The sequence below is a fragment of the Solibacillus cecembensis genome (assembly GCF_050272495.1).
GTDB classification, from domain to species: domain Bacteria; phylum Bacillota; class Bacilli; order Bacillales_A; family Planococcaceae; genus Solibacillus; species Solibacillus cecembensis.
Map to the genome: position 1 here is coordinate 23311 of NZ_JBNNMF010000011.1, position 17279 is coordinate 40589.

The 17279-nt window shown below is 36.2% G+C and carries 22 protein-coding genes; 17 read left to right on the plus strand and 5 right to left on the minus strand.

Going from position 1 to position 17279, the window contains the following annotated elements:
• Nucleotides 1-18: 18 nt before the first annotated feature.
• The 4 genes from ACQKIH_RS11170 (at nucleotide 19) to ACQKIH_RS11185 (ending at nucleotide 3679) form a co-directional block, all read left to right on the plus strand.
• A complete protein-coding gene (locus ACQKIH_RS11170) occupies nucleotides 19-1035 on the plus strand; it encodes an ABC transporter permease (protein WP_057984782.1) in 1017 nt (338 codons plus the stop codon).
• Entirely contained in the window at nucleotides 1032-2096 is a 1065-nt protein-coding gene (locus ACQKIH_RS11175; RefSeq protein WP_057984780.1) for an iron chelate uptake ABC transporter family permease subunit, read from the plus strand. Before ACQKIH_RS11170 ends, ACQKIH_RS11175 begins: the two co-directional genes overlap by 4 nt.
• On the plus strand, nucleotides 2093-2845 hold the full coding sequence (locus tag ACQKIH_RS11180) for an iron ABC transporter ATP-binding protein (RefSeq protein ID WP_057984778.1): 753 nt from the start codon (nucleotides 2093-2095) through the stop codon (nucleotides 2843-2845). The genes ACQKIH_RS11175 and ACQKIH_RS11180 overlap by 4 nt, the downstream gene beginning before the upstream one ends.
• A gap of 111 nt (nucleotides 2846-2956) precedes the next feature.
• Nucleotides 2957-3679, plus strand: a complete 723-nt coding sequence (locus tag ACQKIH_RS11185; protein WP_057984776.1) for a ferredoxin reductase domain-containing protein — start codon at nucleotides 2957-2959, stop codon at nucleotides 3677-3679.
• Between the two features lie 94 nt (nucleotides 3680-3773).
• Here the strand turns inward: ACQKIH_RS11185 and ACQKIH_RS11190 are convergent, their stop codons facing one another.
• Together ACQKIH_RS11190 and ACQKIH_RS11195 are read right to left on the minus strand one after the other, a co-directional pair.
• Entirely contained in the window at nucleotides 3774-5114 is a 1341-nt protein-coding gene (locus ACQKIH_RS11190) for a DUF6138 family protein (RefSeq protein ID WP_332464512.1), read from the minus strand.
• 15 nt (nucleotides 5115-5129) lie between these two features.
• Nucleotides 5130-5675: a DUF6985 domain-containing protein gene (locus tag ACQKIH_RS11195; RefSeq protein ID WP_427765970.1), complete on the minus strand. Its 546-nt coding sequence runs from the start codon at nucleotides 5673-5675 to the stop codon at nucleotides 5130-5132.
• A gap of 331 nt (nucleotides 5676-6006) precedes the next feature.
• Here ACQKIH_RS11195 and ACQKIH_RS11200 point away from each other — a divergent pair, with 331 nt between their 5' ends.
• The 5 genes from ACQKIH_RS11200 (at nucleotide 6007) to ACQKIH_RS11220 (ending at nucleotide 9232) form a co-directional block, all read left to right on the plus strand.
• The gene (locus ACQKIH_RS11200; protein ID WP_057984772.1) at nucleotides 6007-6507 is read left to right on the plus strand and encodes an RNA polymerase sigma factor; all 501 of its coding nucleotides are present in this window, start codon (nucleotides 6007-6009) and stop codon (nucleotides 6505-6507) included.
• Nucleotides 6494-7279 carry a hypothetical protein gene (locus ACQKIH_RS11205; RefSeq protein ID WP_427765973.1) on the plus strand — a complete coding sequence of 262 codons (786 nt, stop codon included), beginning with the start codon at nucleotides 6494-6496 and terminating at the stop codon, nucleotides 7277-7279. Before ACQKIH_RS11200 ends, ACQKIH_RS11205 begins: the two co-directional genes overlap by 14 nt.
• Nucleotides 7280-7402: 123 nt before the next feature.
• Complete coding sequence (locus ACQKIH_RS11210) at nucleotides 7403-7972, plus strand: hypothetical protein (protein WP_427765976.1); 570 nt, start codon at nucleotides 7403-7405, stop codon at nucleotides 7970-7972.
• Nucleotides 7969-8322 (plus strand): ASCH domain-containing protein, encoded by a 354-nt coding sequence (locus ACQKIH_RS11215; protein ID WP_427765978.1) that lies wholly within the window; start codon nucleotides 7969-7971, stop codon nucleotides 8320-8322. The genes ACQKIH_RS11210 and ACQKIH_RS11215 overlap by 4 nt, the downstream gene beginning before the upstream one ends.
• 403 nt (nucleotides 8323-8725) lie before the next feature.
• Entirely contained in the window at nucleotides 8726-9232 is a 507-nt protein-coding gene (locus ACQKIH_RS11220; protein ID WP_427765981.1) for a DUF2165 family protein, read from the plus strand.
• A 235-nt stretch (nucleotides 9233-9467) separates the two neighbouring features.
• On the opposite strand, the gene ACQKIH_RS11225 is transcribed toward ACQKIH_RS11220, so the two are convergent.
• Nucleotides 9468-9626 (minus strand): DUF1540 domain-containing protein, encoded by a 159-nt coding sequence (locus tag ACQKIH_RS11225; RefSeq protein WP_427765983.1) that lies wholly within the window; start codon nucleotides 9624-9626, stop codon nucleotides 9468-9470.
• A 452-nt stretch (nucleotides 9627-10078) separates the two neighbouring features.
• Between ACQKIH_RS11225 and ACQKIH_RS11230 the strand changes: the two genes are divergently transcribed.
• From ACQKIH_RS11230 to ACQKIH_RS11265, 8 genes are all read left to right on the plus strand, one after another.
• Complete coding sequence (locus ACQKIH_RS11230) at nucleotides 10079-10381, plus strand: urease subunit gamma (protein WP_057984761.1); 303 nt, start codon at nucleotides 10079-10081, stop codon at nucleotides 10379-10381.
• 17 nt (nucleotides 10382-10398) lie between these two features.
• Nucleotides 10399-10722, plus strand: coding sequence for an urease subunit beta (ureB, locus tag ACQKIH_RS11235; protein WP_427765986.1), 324 nt, complete (start codon nucleotides 10399-10401; stop codon nucleotides 10720-10722).
• The gene (gene ureC / locus ACQKIH_RS11240) at nucleotides 10719-12431 is read left to right on the plus strand and encodes an urease subunit alpha (RefSeq protein ID WP_427765988.1); all 1713 of its coding nucleotides are present in this window, start codon (nucleotides 10719-10721) and stop codon (nucleotides 12429-12431) included. Before ureB ends, ureC begins: the two co-directional genes overlap by 4 nt.
• A 10-nt stretch (nucleotides 12432-12441) precedes the next feature.
• Nucleotides 12442-12897, plus strand: a complete 456-nt coding sequence (gene ureE / locus ACQKIH_RS11245) for an urease accessory protein UreE (protein ID WP_427765991.1) — start codon at nucleotides 12442-12444, stop codon at nucleotides 12895-12897.
• Nucleotides 12890-13576, plus strand: a complete 687-nt coding sequence (locus ACQKIH_RS11250) for an urease accessory protein UreF (protein ID WP_427765994.1) — start codon at nucleotides 12890-12892, stop codon at nucleotides 13574-13576. Before ureE ends, ACQKIH_RS11250 begins: the two co-directional genes overlap by 8 nt.
• A gap of 32 nt (nucleotides 13577-13608) precedes the next feature.
• Nucleotides 13609-14220 carry an urease accessory protein UreG gene (gene ureG, locus ACQKIH_RS11255; protein WP_057984751.1) on the plus strand — a complete coding sequence of 204 codons (612 nt, stop codon included), beginning with the start codon at nucleotides 13609-13611 and terminating at the stop codon, nucleotides 14218-14220.
• 1 nt (nucleotide 14221) lies between these two features.
• Nucleotides 14222-15046 (plus strand): urease accessory protein UreD, encoded by an 825-nt coding sequence (locus tag ACQKIH_RS11260; RefSeq protein WP_427765998.1) that lies wholly within the window; start codon nucleotides 14222-14224, stop codon nucleotides 15044-15046.
• Nucleotides 15047-15113: 67 nt separating this feature from the next.
• The gene (locus ACQKIH_RS11265; RefSeq protein ID WP_427766001.1) at nucleotides 15114-15593 is read left to right on the plus strand and encodes a hypothetical protein; all 480 of its coding nucleotides are present in this window, start codon (nucleotides 15114-15116) and stop codon (nucleotides 15591-15593) included.
• A 116-nt stretch (nucleotides 15594-15709) separates the two neighbouring features.
• On the opposite strand, the gene ACQKIH_RS11270 is transcribed toward ACQKIH_RS11265, so the two are convergent.
• Together ACQKIH_RS11270 and ACQKIH_RS11275 are read right to left on the minus strand one after the other, a co-directional pair.
• Nucleotides 15710-16354, minus strand: coding sequence for an ABC transporter ATP-binding protein (locus tag ACQKIH_RS11270; protein ID WP_427766004.1), 645 nt, complete (start codon nucleotides 16352-16354; stop codon nucleotides 15710-15712).
• The gene (locus tag ACQKIH_RS11275) at nucleotides 16344-17267 is read right to left on the minus strand and encodes an ABC transporter ATP-binding protein (protein WP_427766007.1); all 924 of its coding nucleotides are present in this window, start codon (nucleotides 17265-17267) and stop codon (nucleotides 16344-16346) included. Before ACQKIH_RS11275 ends, ACQKIH_RS11270 begins: the two co-directional genes overlap by 11 nt.
• Between the last annotated feature and the right edge of the window lie 12 nt (nucleotides 17268-17279).

Consider the following 17279-nt stretch of genomic DNA (forward strand, 5'->3'; position numbering starts at 1 on the left):
GTAAAGGAGTATAACATAGTGCCGAAAAATGTCATAACCGGGGTTGAGAAATTTTCTCAGCCCCAGTTTTATAACTACAATAAAATTTGGACAAAACCTTTTATATTAGCAGTTATCGTCGTAATTATTTTAGGGACGATATCGCTGTTTACTGGGGTTTATGATATACGTGGACAAGAAGATGGAATGGAAATGTTTTTCATCACTCGTGTTCCAAGAACGGTTGCACTAATGCTTACAGGAGCTGCTATGGCAATGGCAGGACTCGTAATGCAACTTATAACACAAAATCGTTTTGTAGAACCTACCACAACAGGAACAATTGAATGGGCGGGCTTGGGACTCCTCGTTGTGTATTTAGTATTTCCAGCCCCAACTTTAGTTCTTAGAATGACGGGTGCAATCATTTTTTCTTTTATAGGAACTATGATTTTCTTTTTATTTTTAAGAAGAGTAAAACTTCGCTCGTCTTTAATTGTCCCGATCATTGGACTGATGCTTGGAGCAGTCATTTCTGCAGTGTCCACTTTTATGGGACTCTTTTTTCAAATGACACAAGTTATTGAAAGTTGGTTTGTTGGTTCTTTTGCGGGTGTACAAGTTGGAAGATATGAATATTTATGGATCATTGTTATTGTTACTATCCTTATTTTCATGTATGCAAATCGATTGACTTTAGCTGGACTAGGGGAAGATGTTGCAACAAGTCTTGGCGTAAATTATAACAGGCTCATTCTTTTGGCTAATGGTCTTATTGCTGTTGCAATTGGAATTGTTGCCGCTGTTATTGGAAACCTACCTTTTTTAGGTTTAATCGTCCCAAATATTGTTTCAATGTTTAGAGGGGATGATCTTAGAAGTAATTTGCCTTGGGTTTGTGTGATCGGAATGGGTACTATCACTCTTTGTGACATAATTTCTCGAACAATAATTATGCCTTTTGAAGTACCTGTCTCTTTAATACTTGGGACAGTGGGAGCAGTCGTATTTACTACTATTTTATTGAGACAAAGAAAACCAAGGAGGCTAAGATGAACGCATTGGAATATAGAAATAAAGAAAATGTCCAAATCGAGACTAGCCTTCATAATGAAAAGAGATCAGCTAGAGCTTTTCGTTCTAAAAAAGAGGAAAAACGTTATTGGATTTTGCTAATAACATTAATTTCTTTAGGTGTTCTTTCTTCGTACGGACTTTTAGTTTATAACAATCCAGTTCCAGTAGATTCGCCTTCTTTTATCCCAGTTGTTATGAGAAGGATAGTAGCCCTTGTGGCAATGATTATTGCAGCGATTTGTCACAGTTTATCGACCGTTGCTTTTCAATCGATTACGAACAATAGGATTATAACGCCTTCTCTGTTAGGTTTTGAATCACTCTATTCAACAATTCATACTAGTACAATGTTTTTCTTTGGTGCTAGTGCATTGATTGGCTTTAGTGGTATTGGATCATTTCTATTTCAAGTTATTGCGATGGTCATGATGAGTTTGATCCTTTATGGGTGGTTGCTTTCAGGGAAGTATGGGAATTTACAACTGATGCTTTTAGTTGGAATTATTATTGGTACTGGGCTGAATTCTGTATCAACGTTTATGAGAAGGCTTCTTGCGCCGTCAGAGTTTGATCTTTTACAGGCAAGATTATTTGGATCTGTCAATAATGCAGATGCGGAATACTTTCCAATTGTCATTCCAATGGTAATAATTGTAGCAATATTAATTTTTGCTTACTCTAAGAAATTAAATGTATTGTCACTTGGAAAAGATGTGTCTACTACTTTTGGCGTTAAATATCAATCTAGTATAATTTATACCCTTATATTAGTCGCTATTTTGATGGCAATTTCAACGTCTTTAATTGGACCACTTACTTTCTATGGATTTTTAGTTGCAACTTTGAGTTACCAAGCGGCTCCAACTTATGATCACAGATATATTTTTCCAATGGCTCTTGCTATAGGGTTCTTTATCCTTACGAGTGCATATTTTTTAATGTATCATGTATTCGATTCTCAAGCTGTAGTGTCAGTTATTATTGAATTGTTTGGTGGAATATTATTTTTAATTGTAATATTAAGGAAGAGGTCTCTATGATAAAGATTGATAATGCTAGAAAGTTGTATACTGATAACGTAAAAATTGGACCATTGAATATAGAAATACCAAAAGCAGGTTTTACTTCATTAATTGGGCCAAATGGTGCTGGGAAATCTACGACACTTATGATGATTGGAAGACTTTTGGATTTGGATGAAGGTCAAATTATGGTGGCGAATATGGATGTGTCTGAATCTAAGTCAAAAGACTTGGCGAAAATTATTACTATTTTGCGACAAGAAAATCATTTTGTAACGAGGCTCTCTGTTAGGCAGCTAGTTGGATTTGGGCGTTTTCCTTATTCAAATGGTAGATTAACGAAAGAGGATGAGACCATTATTTCTAAGTATATTGATTTTTTAGATTTGACTGATCTAGAAAATAGATATTTAGATGAGCTTTCAGGTGGTCAAAGGCAAAGGGCATATGTTGCGATGGTTTTGTGCCAAGAGACTGAATATGTACTTTTGGACGAGCCTTTGAACAATCTTGATATTGCTCGTTCTGTTCAAATGATGGAGCACTTAAGACAGGCTGCTAATGAATTTGGAAGAACTATTTTGACTGTGATGCATGATATAAATTTCGCAGCCAAATATTCTGATAGAATTTGTGCTATGAAAGATGGACAAATTGCAGCTTTTGGAACAGTAGAAGAAATTATGGCCCCAGAAGTTTTGACAAATATTTTTGAAACGAAAATAGAAATTCTCCAGGGTCCATATGGGCCAATAGCGATATATTAGCCAAAATATTACAAATAATAATATCGGCTTACTTGATATACTTAAATGAGAAACGTTTTCAATTATTATATAGTAGATAACGAAGAGAAAAATAATTAAGGAGGATTTATAATGCAAATATATTGGCTGAAAATAAATAAGATTATTGAAGAAACGACTGAAGTTAAAACGTATCTACTCGACCGTCCGAGTGACTTTACATGGGAGGAAGGTTCTCACACTCACTTTGCACTAGAGGGTTTTAATGCAGGAGATAAACCAAACCGTAGCCTGATTCGCCATATGTCAATTTCCACTGTACCGGATGAAGATGCGATTGGAATCACAACACGCATCAAAGAACAGTGCTCGGAGTTCAAAACGATTTTAAAAAATCTAGAAGTAGGTAATAAAGTTGCAATATTTAAAACACATACAAATGTACCGCTGAAAAGAGAAGGGAAAAATATTTACCTGTTGTCATCAGGTGTTGGTCTAGCAACTTTCAGATCACTTGCACTTGATTATTTTAAACGTGCTGACAACGTCAATGGAATTCATTCCTTAAACATCGACTCATCAAAAGATTTCTTATTTACCGATATTTTTGAAACGTCACCAGAAAAGAAGTTTACATCACAATTCGTTGATAACCGTAAAGACTACTATGAAGAAGTAAAAAATCTTGCTAGTGACAAGGACGGGCTATTCTATGTTGTTGGTAGTGACGAATTCATCGTGCAGAATATTGAAGTACTTCTAGAGCAAGGTATCAAAGCGGAACAGATTATTCTCGATAAGCATGAACAACAATTGACTGAGTTTTTATCATTAGATATGTCAAAGGTTGATTAAAAAAAGAGCTGTGTCGAAAGTTCTGATTTCTAATGGAATTTCCGGCACAGCTTTTTAATTGTTCGAATCGTTTGCATCCGATAGAGAAATATGCTTACTGCAATATCTCTCGGTAAAGCTGTTTTAATTCCTCTGGTGCGCGGTAAATTACTTCGGTAGCTGGTTTACTAAAACAAACGCCCCAAATGGCATAAATGACGTTTTGCCAGACATAGTCAATCATACCCTCAAGGTCATTTTTCCACGCTTCTTTTTGGCTTTCACTTAGATAGTCCACAAAATTGTTTTTGCATGATAATAGCAGTTCCAAATTGGATTTATCATTCATTTTTTCTTCAAAAATAGCATGAGGTTCATGTTCCTGAACAGAAAGCACACAACTAATGAAAATAGGTAGTGTTTCAGAAGTAATGCCGAATTTTTTTATGAATTCTGCTGTGAAAGCTGTTTGGATGGATGAATGTTCATCATCGCAAGTATCCATATAAGTTTGTACTAATGGCCAGTATTCTGAGGAAACTAAACCTAAACCTAACACGGCAAATGTGGAAGGCATTGCACAATTCTCATCTTCTAAATCTGTATACCATGCGTATCTTCTCATCGATTTTTCAGCGTATACTTTAATTTTCGGATGTAGCTCAGGATACGTGAGGGCATTGGCAAAAAAGTGATGAACAGGTGCAAGTGGTAAGTTTTCAATTGGTAAGCATTCATTTATAGAACTTGAAAATTGAATTTGATAACTTCTTGGAAAATCTAAATTTAGTAAATGGTTAATAAAATCTAAAGACTTTTCATATGCATCCAATTTTTCGTTCTTGATTTTAATATTAATAATGGCAAAAGCGTCATTCGCAAAACAATCAACGTCAATGTCATGATAAGAACATTCGTTTAAAGAAAGACCACCCGAACCATTTTCTCGAAGATTTGCGACTTTGTTTGATCCAGTTGCTTCAACCAAATTAAAAAGTCGCTCTGCTGAAATAGAATCAAAATCAGCGCCAAACTTCATGTAACAAACAGCGACATAGCACACAAAATCGAGCAAGTCCTCACGAATATATGAGAGCTCTATTCCTTCTATTAATGTATAAGTAGTTTCCCAATTTTTCTTTTCGGTAGTGAAATTGGGCTGCTGAATATTTTTTTCAATCCAAACTTGCAGAGTATAACGAATCGGTTCGAATCCTATCTTCTTTCGTATTTTTTCACAAAAAGCTTTGGAATCGGTATAACTAAATGGCGTCTTTAGTTGATTATTTAAGTAAAATTCTAAGGCAGCATCAGCTAAAATACTTTCCCCTGTAGATAACGTAATTGTGGTAGGGTACTCTTTAATAAACTTACAGCGATCTGTTTGAATTTCAGTAATTGCTTGTTGGAAAGTTGCTTCATGTGTAGTGAAATTGGAAGACTTTAAGTACTGCATTTTTTACCCCGCCCTTTATTGTTCATATTTTTCTAAATCATTTTGTGCTATCCAAGATAAGAAAGCTGTGTCTGCTCCACCGATTTCAACAACGCGGTCTTTGTGAAGCATTGCACCAAAAGCATGTTCATCATCCCACTTGCAAGAAAAAATACATCCGATATACGGCAAACCATCCCTTGAAACATCCAAAATATACATCGTCAATGGTGAAAGTAATGATGAGAAGTCTTGAATATGTGAAACATCATGCATATATTCGTTTTTTTCTTCTTCGTCATAACCATATTGCAACTGCATTTTAGGATATTGTTTCAAAAGTTCATTCAAAATGGCATGTAACATTTTTGATTGATTATGGAGGATATAGTTATAACCATTCACATGTTCTGGCAATAATTCTTCTAAAATAGTATCTTCTTCAAGTACAATTGATAAACAGATGGAATCCTCTTTATTAAAAAAAGTATTCCATTCATCTAATAGAATTTCTCCTTCTAAAAAGTCCTCATCCATGTCAAAATCCTCTATACGAATTGATTCAAATCTACTTTTATCCACAGTACAACAACTCCATTTCATCCATTAGTCTTTTATTTTTCTAGCATAATTAAATTATTTTAAATTAGGTTTATTTTATTGAAAATTCAATAATATTACATTTAAGTGTAAAATAAAAGCGAAAACCAAAATATCGTAATTGTTGTTGAGACAAGTCATGATAAGAGTTTTCGCTTTATACGTTAAGTTTATCAAAATGATTTTAGCGTGACCATATTTTTTGAATTGATTTTCTATAGACAATCGTTTTTAGTGTAATAAATGTATTTCACATAAAACTTCACCAAATGGTAATTTCAAGTGTGTTATAAATGAAAGGAGTTGATGGAAGGTGCAACAATTAGTTTGGTCGGCGGAGCGAGATATAGAACGAGTTGTTGATACATATGGCCATATGCTATTTAGAATATGTCTCGTCATATTATGCAACGAGCAGGATGCAGAGGATGTTGTACAAGACACGATTATAAAATATTTAACGAAATCCCCAACTTTTAATGATTCTGAACATGAGAAAGCATGGTTAATTACAATTACTACGAACCGCTGCAAAAATATGAGAAGGTACAATTTTATTCGAAAGCATATGGATATTAGTAATTTGCAACTATATTGTCAAGATGAAGAAAACTATGGTTTGCTCGACGATTTAATGAAATTGCCGGATAAACATAAGTTTGTACTATTACTTCATTATGTCGAGGGTTATAAAGTAGATGAAATAGCAAAAATTCTTAGCATTACTTCTTCGGCAGTAAAAAAACGATTGCAACGTGGAAGAGAACTGATTCGAAATCGATATGAAAAGGAGACTGAATATGGACTTCGATAAAATGAAACATGCCGTTAAATCGATTGAAATGTCTAAAGAGATGGAAAACCGTGTGAAAGCGAATTGCAAAAATGCGGGAATGAAAAAATCAAAACAAATTCATTATAAAAGCTGGATTTCTGTCGCATGTGCATTTGGAATCGTCCTGTTAATGATAATCGGCATCCCTTATTTCAATAATGGTGGGGACCTGCAAGTTGCAAATTTTACGATTACAGCTTATGCAGACTTAAATGATGATAGTCAGCTTCATACAAATCTTTCAGCAGAAAAAGCTACGTTTGAATTAGGAACTGAAGACAGATTGGATAATATAGGTGGTGTGGCAACTAGAGACAGAATGGATACTTTAGGTGGTGTAGGTGGAGACGGACCTAATTATATTTTTACAAATGTTAAGCTAAAACTAACCGGAGAAGAGATTGAATCAATCACTTATACGATGAACAAAGGAAAGTTTATAGAGGATGTTATACTTACAGTTGAAGAAGCTAACAACAAAGACCAGTTAGTATTAGACAAGATATATATTATGCTTCGTGAGCCTGGTTCAGATATATATCAAGGTATAAAGGAAATCGGAAATACCTACACAGTTCCGTATAATGAACAGGATCAATATGAATACACACTTGCCATTCCTCATGATGATTGGGTAGTGGAAGATGATATAATCCTAAGCGCAATTGTAAACTATACAGATGGAAACTCTGAACAACAAGATATTATTGTTATGCAAGAATCCGATTCTATTTCACTTGCGCTTAAATAAATGATGGACGAAAAAAGAACGGATTTCCGATGGGGAGTTCGTTTTTGCTATTTTAAAAAAGGATTATTGCTATTTTTGTGGAAGATATGTATTGAATGAATGTACGTGGTAAAGGGGATTAATATGAAAAAAGTAGCGCTAGGAATTGCTCTAATATCGATAATATTTTTTATGATAACTTACAATCGTCTTCAACAACCAACGGAAAAGGATGTATTGAAAATTACTGAAAAATGGTCTGAATCAATAGAGGAAGTCCTTTTTGTTAGAGAAATTGAAGGTAAGTGGTTAACGCTATTTAGAATGCAGCAAGCTATATCAATTGCGGAATTACAACAAAATTGGCTTGGAACATGGAAATTCAAAAATAATGTTACTTTATCCTCAATTGAGTATCCTCCTGTATTAGAAAACCAAATTGCGTGGAGCGCTTCGGGAAAAAGCGAGAATGAAGCTTATTATTTTGGAATGGTGACAGATTCTGAAATACATAAAATAACGATAGAGACTGGGAAAGGGATTTTTGAAGATGTTCCATTCATAAATTATGAGGGAAGTCGTTTTTTCCTAAAAAGAGCTGAGGGAAAGCTAGTAATGCCAGTCAATATTAGCGGATATTCTCAATCAGGGGAATTCATTTATTCATCTCTTAAAAAAATTAATAAAGAATCACTTATTGTGCGAAGGTGGTGAATATAATCGTACATCAAATGGGGCTATATGGAGAATACTTCACAGCAATTAAAGAAGGCAAAAAGACGGTTGAGGTACGTTTAAACGATGAGAAGAGGAGAACAATTAAGATAGGGGATATAATTGAATTCATAAGAGTACCTGAACAAAATGAAACATTACAAGTGCAAGTTACTAATTTGAGGAAATACGATACATTTAAAGAGATGTATGAAAATATTCCGTTTCAAGATTTCGATTGTGAAGGTTGGTCTATGAAGGAAATGGTAGAAGGAACCTATGAAATTTATACACCTGAACAAGAAAATAGGTGGGGCACATTGGCTATTACAATAAAACACTTGAAATAAATAGCATTATGAAAAAAGAGTGAGTTTCCAATGATGGAATTCGTTTTTTTTTTGTTGGTTTATTTCCTAAGCATAAGAGGTAAAACTAACTAAAGGATTAAAAAGCTAAATGATACTCTGAAGCGATTCTTTAGGAAAAGGTTTTATGGAAAACGTTAAGGAGCTCATTTAATCATACAAACGATGTAGCATTTTTGAGAAAAATGAATTTGAAAATTGCCTTTGCTACAGGAAGAAGATGTTGTTGCGATTACGATTGACTTATGATTAGAAAAAATTTTATTTGTTCATAATGGGCTGTAATAGTTGGTTCATTTCATAAGTAATGTTTTAGGAAATCGGAAATTTGGGCATATGGATAACTTACTTCAGTTTATAAAAAATAACGGAAGGTGATATTATTATGAATACAATTGCATTAAGATTGTTAAAAACAGTTGTATTATTACTTGCAGGGCTCTTTGGTCTATTTGTTTTCGCAGGAAATTTAATGGATTATAATTCAAATTATGAATTCGTTCTTCATGTACTTTCAATGGATACAACTTTTGAAGGGAATGCCTTGATGTGGCGTGCGATTGAAAGTCCGATCTTATATACGATTGCCTATTGGGGATTAATTATAGCAGAGGGAACTTTTAGTTTACTTGCTTTCATCGGTGTATATCATATGTTAAAAAATATTCGAGCAACTGGACGTCAATTTAACCAAGCTAAATCATTTGGATTTTATGCATTTATGCTTGGATTTGCTATTTGGTATTTAGGCTTTATCGTAATCGGTAGCGAATGGTTTGCAATGTGGCAATCTCAAATTTGGAATGGGAAAGAGACCGCTATGGATATTACGATCGTGTGGATTGGATTTGCTATCTTACTGGCATTAAAGGATGAAGATTTAGATACATGATTCTTCGTTCCAAAATACTCATGAACTACTGTTAACTACGTATGAATGAAAAAACAAAGCTGTGCCGAAAAACCAATTTTCATTGGACTATTCAGCACAGCTTTTTGAATTGCAGTTAATGTTCTGGATAGTTTTTGCATCCAAAACGGGTTATTTCCAACTTCTTTATCATAAGATTCACTTGTTATTAAAGTGTTAAAAGAGGGGAACCATAATTATGATTACCCTAAGAAAATTAGTGCTGTGTTGGGGTGAATGTTTTACAATCGGTTTCTTCACTATTTGATGCGTGATCCCCTTTTTGACTAACAACATAAATAGCTTCTGCGGTGCATTTGTTTCCAGAACCCCAATACGTACAGTTATTAACATCACAAAGAATTTCTTGAGCCATGCTATATCACCTCCTCTTTTGCTATTATTAACAAATTTGGATGAGTTAATACTATAAACATGTAATAGTGGGCATGTTAGTATGGAGAAAAAAATTCAAGGGAATCATCATTATTTTATGAATATCACTAAAAAAGGCCATAGTAAAAACTGTATAAAATAAGTGGATTTCATACATGTGTAAGTAGATTTTTAGAAGTTTAAAAACAGTCCTCAAATGAAGGGTTACATATAACTTCCTGACTATAATAAAGGATTTCATGTTAAAATTCTCTGCATTGCGTTAAACTTTTGCTTCATGTATATTTATGTTAAAATTCTATAGGAAGGTTAAAGTACTGGGCTTTTAAAGAGGATAAGTAAAGGTTATTTTTATTTGTTTTGATTAATAAAAATAACCTTTCTTCCAATGTAAAGAATTGTTACTTGAAATTTTATTAGGAGGAATGAACTATGCATTTATTGCCGCGAGAAATTGATAAGCTAATGATAGTGGTTGCAGCAGACCTTGCAAGACGCCGGAGAGACAGAGGATTAAAGTTAAACCATCCAGAAGCTGTCGCCCTCATCACATATGAGGTAATGGAAGGGGCAAGGGACGGAAAAACTGTTGCCGAACTAATGGAATATGGAGCTTCAATTTTGACGCAAGATGATGTGATGGAAGGTATACCTGCAATGATCAATGATATACAGGTTGAAGCGACTTTCCGAGATGGGACGAAATTAGTGACTGTTCATAGCCCGATACGATAAATAGGAGGGATTGCTAAGTGTTACCAGGTGAATATATTTTGAAAGAAGAAGACATTATTTGTAACGAAGGTAGCGTTGTTTCTACTATTTCAGTTACAAATACAGGTGACCGCCCAATTCAGGTAGGATCACATTTTCATTTTTATGAAGTAAATGATGCACTCCGATTTAATAGAAAAGAAGCTTACGGGAAGCGTTTAAATGTGCCTGCTGGAGCAGCTGTTCGTTTTGAACCTGGAGATGAAAAAGAAATACAGTTAATTGATTTTGCCGGAGAGCGTCGTATTTATGGATTCAACAATAAAGTTGACGGCAAATTAGAAAGTGGGGATGAAGTATGAGTTTTAGAATGTCCCGAAAGCAATACGCTGAAATGTACGGACCAACTACTGGTGACTCTGTCCGTCTTGCAGATACAGAGTTATTTATTCAAATCGAAAAAGATTACACTTCATATGGTGAAGAAGTAGTCTTTGGAGGCGGGAAAGTTATTCGTGATGGTATGGGTCAACATCCGCTTGCTACACGCGATGAAGGTGTGCCCGATACAGTTATAACAAACGTCATTATTTTAGATTATACAGGCATTTGTAAAGCCGATTTAGCTCTTCGCGATGGCAAGATTTTTGGCATTGGTAAAGGCGGTAATCCATTAATTACAGATAATGTAGATTTCATTATTGGTACATCAACGGAAATAATTGCCGGTGAAGGTTTAATTGTGACTGCTGGAGCGATCGATACACATGTTCATTTTATAAACCCGGAACAAGTACAGGTAGCACTAACAGCTGGTACGACAACACTAATCGGTGGTGGTACAGGTCCAGCAGCTGGTTCTAAGGCTACTACTGTTACACCAGGTGAGTGGAATATTCACCGCATGCTAGAAGCGGCTGAAGGTCTTCCGATTAATATTGGTTTTACAGGTAAAGGACATGCAGCATCTGTTGAACCTTTAATCGAGCAAGTAAAAGCAGGTGTCATCGGCTTAAAAGTACACGAAGACTGGGGAGCTACTGGTTCATCTCTTGACTATGCACTACAAGTTGCAGATGAATATGATATTCAAGTTGCATTGCACGCAGATACATTAAATGAAAGCGGCTTTATGGAAACTACGATGGCTGCGGTAAAAGATCGAGTTCTTCATATGTATCATACTGAAGGGGCAGGTGGGGGACATGCACCTGATTTAATCAAATCAGCAGGTTACTCTAACATTTTACCTTCATCAACGAATCCTACTCTTCCTTATACGGTAAATACGATTGACGAACATCTTGATATGGTTATGGTTTGCCATCATTTAAACCCTTCTGTACCGGAAGATATTGCTTTTGCCGATTCTAGAATTAGAAAAGAAACAATTGCAGCTGAAGATATCCTTCATGACATGGGTGTATTTAGTATGGTGAGCTCCGATTCCCAAGCAATGGGTCGTGTTGGGGAAGTCGTATTACGCACATGGCAAGTTGCCGATAAAATGAAGAAACAAAGAGGTTCCTTAGAAGGTGATAGTCAGCATGCTGATAACAACCGAGCTAAGCGCTATATTGCGAAATACACGATTAACCCAGCTATTACACATGGTATTTCGAAATATGTGGGTTCTATTGAAGTTGGGAAAATGGCCGATTTAGTTCTTTGGAATCCAAAGTTCTTTGGAGTGAAGCCAGAAATGGTCCTTAAAAACGGTCTTGCAGTTACTGGATTAATGGGTGATGCAAATGCGTCTATCCCGACACCACAGCCTTATATTTATCGCCCAATGTACGTTCAATTTGGGAAAGCATTAGCAAAAAGTTCAGCTACATTTATTTCTCAAGCAGCTTATGATGCAGGTGTCCATGAAAAATTAGGACTTCAAAAAATAGTTTTACCAGTTGGCGGAATTCGAACACTAACGAAAAAAGATATGAAGTTAAATTCTGAAACGCCTAATATTACGGTTGATCCGCAAACGTATGAAGTGAAAATAAACGGAGAATTGCTGACATGTGATCCGGTGGATACGGTACCAATGGGTCAGCGTTATTTCTTATTCTGAGGTGAATTTTATGATAATAGAGAAAATCGTTACAAATATTGAGCAAATGGATTCAAATGAAATAAAAAAACGTCATATGGAAAAAGTATATTTGGAAAGCGCCCATTTAATGAAGCGAATTCAACGTGTTAAAACGGATCACGGCAATGAACTAGGCATTCGCTTAAAAGAGCATATAGACCTTGTAGCAGGCGATGTTTTATATATGGATGAAAAAAATATGATTGTCATTGATGTATTATCAGATGATTTAATTGTAATCAGTCCTAGAGACATTAAGGAGATGGGTACAATCGCTCACCAATTAGGTAACCGCCATCTTCCTGCCCAATTTGAGGACAATGATATGTTAGTTCAGTATGACTATTTAGTTGAAGAATTACTGCAACAAATGGAAATTCCATATAAACGAGAAGATCGAAAAGTAAAACAAGCATTCCGTCATATAGGCCATAGTCATGACTAACAACATTCTCTCTTTGTTTCAACTATGCGATTCAAATCTTCCTACAGGAGCCTTCAGCCATTCTTTTGGCTTGGAAAGTTATATACAGGAAGATAAAGTTCATGACAAAGAGACGTTTTTTGAGTGGCTTAAAGTTTATTTACATGAACAGCTCATCTACACAGATGGGCTAGCTTCTCTCCTTGTTTATGAAGCTCTTACAGAAGGGAATATTCAAGAAATATGGCATTTGGATCGTTTATTAACTGTCCAAAACTTGCCGAGAGAGACGCGAGAAGGCACTCAAATGATCGGTGATCGCATGCTAAAACTTACTGAAGCACTATACGAGCTACCGATCCTCTCACAATATAGAGCGGAAATTAAGAAAAAGAATGCATTTGGCCATCCAGCTATCGTATTTACAATGGTAGCTCATGGGCTAGAGGTGGAAAAACAGGATACGATCCGCTTCTACTTGTATTCTTCTATTTCTAGTCAAATTCAAAATGCGGTTCGTGCAATTCCACTTGGACAAACAGCTGGACAAATGATTACTCATAATTTTATACCAGAATTAAACGCGGCAGTAGACAAAATCCTGCAACTATCGAAGGATGATTTCGGTATTGTTTCACCAGGAATTGAGCTGTCTCAAATGCAACATGAACGTGTAAATATTCGAATATTTATGTCGTAACATAAAAGATTATTATAAAAGGACGTGTTCTAATGGAACCAATAAGAATTGGCGTTGGAGGACCTGTTGGAGCAGGTAAAACAATGCTTGTAGAAAAACTAACTCGCCATCTTCAAGATGAAATAAAAATGGCGGTTGTTACAAATGATATTTATACAAAAGAAGACGCAAAGTTTTTAATACAAAATGGTGTTCTACCTGAGGATCGAATTATCGGTGTTGAAACAGGCGGTTGCCCTCACACTGCTATTCGTGAAGATGCTTCTATGAACTTTGCTGCCATTGATGAATTAGTAGAACGTCATCCTGATGTGGAACTAATCTTTGTTGAGAGTGGTGGAGACAATCTTGCAGCTACTTTTAGCCCGGAGCTAGTTGATTTTTCTATTTATATTATCGACGTTGCGCAAGGGGAAAAAATTCCTCGTAAAGGTGGACAGGGGATGATTAAATCTGACTTATTTATCATTAATAAGACAGACCTTGCTCCATATGTTGGTGCGAGCCTTGAAGTAATGGCGGAGGATACGAAAGTATTCCGCGGTAATAAACCTTTCGTGTTTACAAACTTAAAAAATGATGATGGTCTTCCAGAAGTAATTGAATGGATTAAGCAGCACGCTTTACTAAAAGGATTAGATTAATATGACCAATTGGACTGGCTCTTTATCTTTGGACCTCGAAGATCGAAAAGGAAAAACCGTTGCAAAAAGAGTGTATTTTCAAGGCGCACTTAAAGTGATGCGACCGATTTACTTGGATGATTCGGGACAAGTTTGCTATTATCTTCTAAATCCAGGTGGTGGCTATTTAGATGGTGATCGATACAAACTGGAGTTCACAGCAGATGAAGGATCGAAAGTTACATTAACTACACAATCTGCAACAAAAGTATATAAAACACCAAAAAGCCATGCCTATCAAGAAACAACGATTCACTTAAAAAAAGACAGCTATTTAGAATACCTACCAGATCCTCTCATTGCTTATGAAAATGCACATTACAAGCAGAAAAATGTGGTGCATATGGATCGTGGCGCGACGTTTCTTTCTACAGATATCCTTACGCCTGGTTGGTCGCCAAGTGGTGGGAAATTCAGTTATGATACCATTCAGTTAGTTAGTGAGATTTATGTAGACGGACAAATTGGTGTGTTTGACCATATTAAGTTAGTGCCGAAACAGCAATCAGTGTCTGGACTAGGATTTATGGAAGGGTATACACATTTAGGTTCGATGCTTGTAGTTAGTGAATATACAAATAATGCGTTTATTGATGAATTATACGAAGCGATTCAACTGGAACAAGCCGAGTTTAAAGCGGGTATTTCGAAGCTAGCCGTATCAGGGTTTAGCATACGTATTCTAGCAAACTCTACCCAAGTTATCGAGCGGATTTTAAATAATTGTCATAAATTAATTAGTGAAAAATGGCTAAATCGTACACCAAATTCTTTACGGAAATATTAATGCCCATGCACGATGGTCATTGAAATGGTTAACCAAAAATAAAAACTTTCATGAGAGGGGAAAAAGTATGCCTGATAATAAGAATGCAAAACCCAAACTTGAAGATTTTGAAGTTGAAACAGTGTTTGAAAATCGTGTTCATGAACGACTTGCCTTTACTTTTAAGATTGATGGGGACGAATTCAAGGGACATTTTCATGAGGATGAAATTCTTTGGCTCCATCCTCATCCAAGACAATTAATCGGTGAAAGCAAAGTGGACTCAATTGAAGCTACTATTCAATCTACGATGATACTTCATGGTATTTCAAAAGAGATTAAAGATCTTGAAATAAAACCAGCTTTCGAAGACCGGATACATGAACGTCATCATTTTTCTTTGCAAGTACAAGGTGAGTCGTACAATGGATTTGTTCATGAGGGAGAAATCCAGTGGTTCCATCCACAGCCTCAGCAAAAACTAGAGGATGAACTTGTACAAGCAATTGAATCTGAAATTCATGAAAAAGTAGCAGAGCAAGAACAGGATAGTAAAGACGAAAACTAAATAATATAAAAAGGAGGTTTCTATTTAAAGAAACCTCCTTTTTTAATCGAAATTATTCAATTACGCCTCGGCGTAATTGCGTCCAGATTTTTTTCGAGCTTGCTCGAAAAACTCCTCTAAAAATCTGTGACATCCGCCGGGGCTTTGACTTGCTTCTGCTGAAGCAAGTCAAAGTTGATCACACGATGACAAAGTCTTTGCATTAGTTTCGATTCATGCGTAACAACAAGTATGCCCATTTCTCTCTTTTTGGCGATTTCCATGATGGCATGCCAAATTTGAGCCTGCGTGTTTGCATCGAGCATTGTAGTCATTTCATCTGCAATTAAAAAACGCGTATTCGGTCCTAATGCTCTAGCGACACAAAAGCGCTGTAATTCGCCCCCAGATAACTCGTGAGGCCAGCGTGTTAGCCACTCTTGCTCAATCCCTAATAAGTTTAATAATTCTTGATCAGGTTGATATCCCTCATTAAGAATCTGGTGCATCTTCCATCTTGGATTAATCGCTTTTTCAGGATGCTGAAGAACCATTTGAACAGGATGATACCCATTTTTCTGTAATGGAGCACCATTCATATGCACAGCTCCCTCAATCGGTGATTCAAAACCCGCTAATATCCGGCAAAAAGTCGTTTTCCCACGTCCACTTGGACCCGTAATTCCAACAATTTCTCCAGGCTCTAGCGTTATATTGACTCCTTGAAATAACCATGGACCGTCACCGTATCGGAACCCAATGTCTTTTGCTTCAAGTTGCATGAATACACCTCACCATTCCATCTCTAAGTTCTCGCATTTCAGGTTGTGCTTGCTCGCATTCCGGTGTTGCCATTTCACAACGTGGTGCAAACAAACATCCTGATGGCAATGAGCTTGGGTGCGGTTGCGATCCTGGAATTGGTATAAATTCATTTTGAGGTAACGCTCTCCATAATGCTTTCGTATAAGGATGTCGTATCGCCTCGCCTTTACCTACAAAGTCTTTTACAGAAGCGATTTCTACCGTCGTTCCAGCATAAAATACAGCGATTTTATCTGCAATTTGAAGAGCCGATTCAATATCATGTGTGATAAGCATAACCGCGCATCCGTTATCAGCAAATTCCCTAAAGTTGCTTAACGCTTCCTTGATTACAACCGGATCGAGTCCTGGCGTAGGCTCATCTGCAATAATTACTTTTGCGCCACTTACCATAGCGGTTGATAAAAGCGTCCTTCTCGCCATCCCACCTGAAAGTTGAAATGGATACATATTTTCCACTTCTTTTCCAAGGTGATAACGTTCAAAGACTTTACGTTGCGCCGATACAGCATCTCCGCCATTAGCAGCTGTACGAACTTGGCTCCCGACACGCATTAATGGATCTAAAAAGTTGACGGATTGCGGAACAAGGGCCAGCTCCTTACCTCTTAATGTAGCTAGACGAGCAGCTGTTAGTTCTTCATCTTTATACTTGATGGAGCCACTTATACTTGCGTTGCTTGGAAGAATTCCTAGTATGGCATGTGCCAGTAAACTTTTCCCCGATCCACTTGCACCAACAACAGCTAGAATTTCACCAGCTTCGAGCGCTACTCTTAAACTCGATATAACTTTATGATTAATTTCTTTAAATCCATCTGTATATGATTTAAAAGATACAGATAGATTTTCTACCTCAAGAATAGACATTCGTTCACACCT

Excerpts from the sequence above, each read along its gene's own strand:
- ACQKIH_RS11175 (WP_057984780.1), top strand. The coding sequence starts at position 1,032 with ATGAACGCATTGGAATATAGAAATAAAGAAAATGTCCAAATCGAGACT.
- ACQKIH_RS11180 (WP_057984778.1), top strand. The coding sequence starts at position 2,093 with ATGATAAAGATTGATAATGCTAGAAAGTTGTATACTGATAACGTAAAA.
- ACQKIH_RS11185 (WP_057984776.1), top strand. The coding sequence starts at position 2,957 with ATGCAAATATATTGGCTGAAAATAAATAAGATTATTGAAGAAACGACT.
- ACQKIH_RS11190 (WP_332464512.1), bottom strand. The coding sequence starts at position 5,114 with ATGCAGTACTTAAAGTCTTCCAATTTCACTACACATGAAGCAACTTTC.
- ACQKIH_RS11205 (WP_427765973.1), top strand. The coding sequence starts at position 6,494 with ATGGACTTCGATAAAATGAAACATGCCGTTAAATCGATTGAAATGTCT.
- ACQKIH_RS11210 (WP_427765976.1), top strand. The coding sequence starts at position 7,403 with ATGAAAAAAGTAGCGCTAGGAATTGCTCTAATATCGATAATATTTTTT.
- ACQKIH_RS11220 (WP_427765981.1), top strand. The coding sequence starts at position 8,726 with ATGAATACAATTGCATTAAGATTGTTAAAAACAGTTGTATTATTACTT.
- ACQKIH_RS11225 (WP_427765983.1), bottom strand. The coding sequence starts at position 9,626 with ATGGCTCAAGAAATTCTTTGTGATGTTAATAACTGTACGTATTGGGGT.
- ACQKIH_RS11230 (WP_057984761.1), top strand. The coding sequence starts at position 10,079 with ATGCATTTATTGCCGCGAGAAATTGATAAGCTAATGATAGTGGTTGCA.
- ureC (WP_427765988.1), top strand. The coding sequence starts at position 10,719 with ATGAGTTTTAGAATGTCCCGAAAGCAATACGCTGAAATGTACGGACCA.
- ureE (WP_427765991.1), top strand. The coding sequence starts at position 12,442 with ATGATAATAGAGAAAATCGTTACAAATATTGAGCAAATGGATTCAAAT.
- ACQKIH_RS11250 (WP_427765994.1), top strand. The coding sequence starts at position 12,890 with ATGACTAACAACATTCTCTCTTTGTTTCAACTATGCGATTCAAATCTT.
- ureG (WP_057984751.1), top strand. The coding sequence starts at position 13,609 with ATGGAACCAATAAGAATTGGCGTTGGAGGACCTGTTGGAGCAGGTAAA.
- ACQKIH_RS11260 (WP_427765998.1), top strand. The coding sequence starts at position 14,222 with ATGACCAATTGGACTGGCTCTTTATCTTTGGACCTCGAAGATCGAAAA.
- ACQKIH_RS11265 (WP_427766001.1), top strand. The coding sequence starts at position 15,114 with ATGCCTGATAATAAGAATGCAAAACCCAAACTTGAAGATTTTGAAGTT.
- ACQKIH_RS11270 (WP_427766004.1), bottom strand. The coding sequence starts at position 16,354 with ATGCAACTTGAAGCAAAAGACATTGGGTTCCGATACGGTGACGGTCCA.
- ACQKIH_RS11275 (WP_427766007.1), bottom strand. The coding sequence starts at position 17,267 with ATGTCTATTCTTGAGGTAGAAAATCTATCTGTATCTTTTAAATCATAT.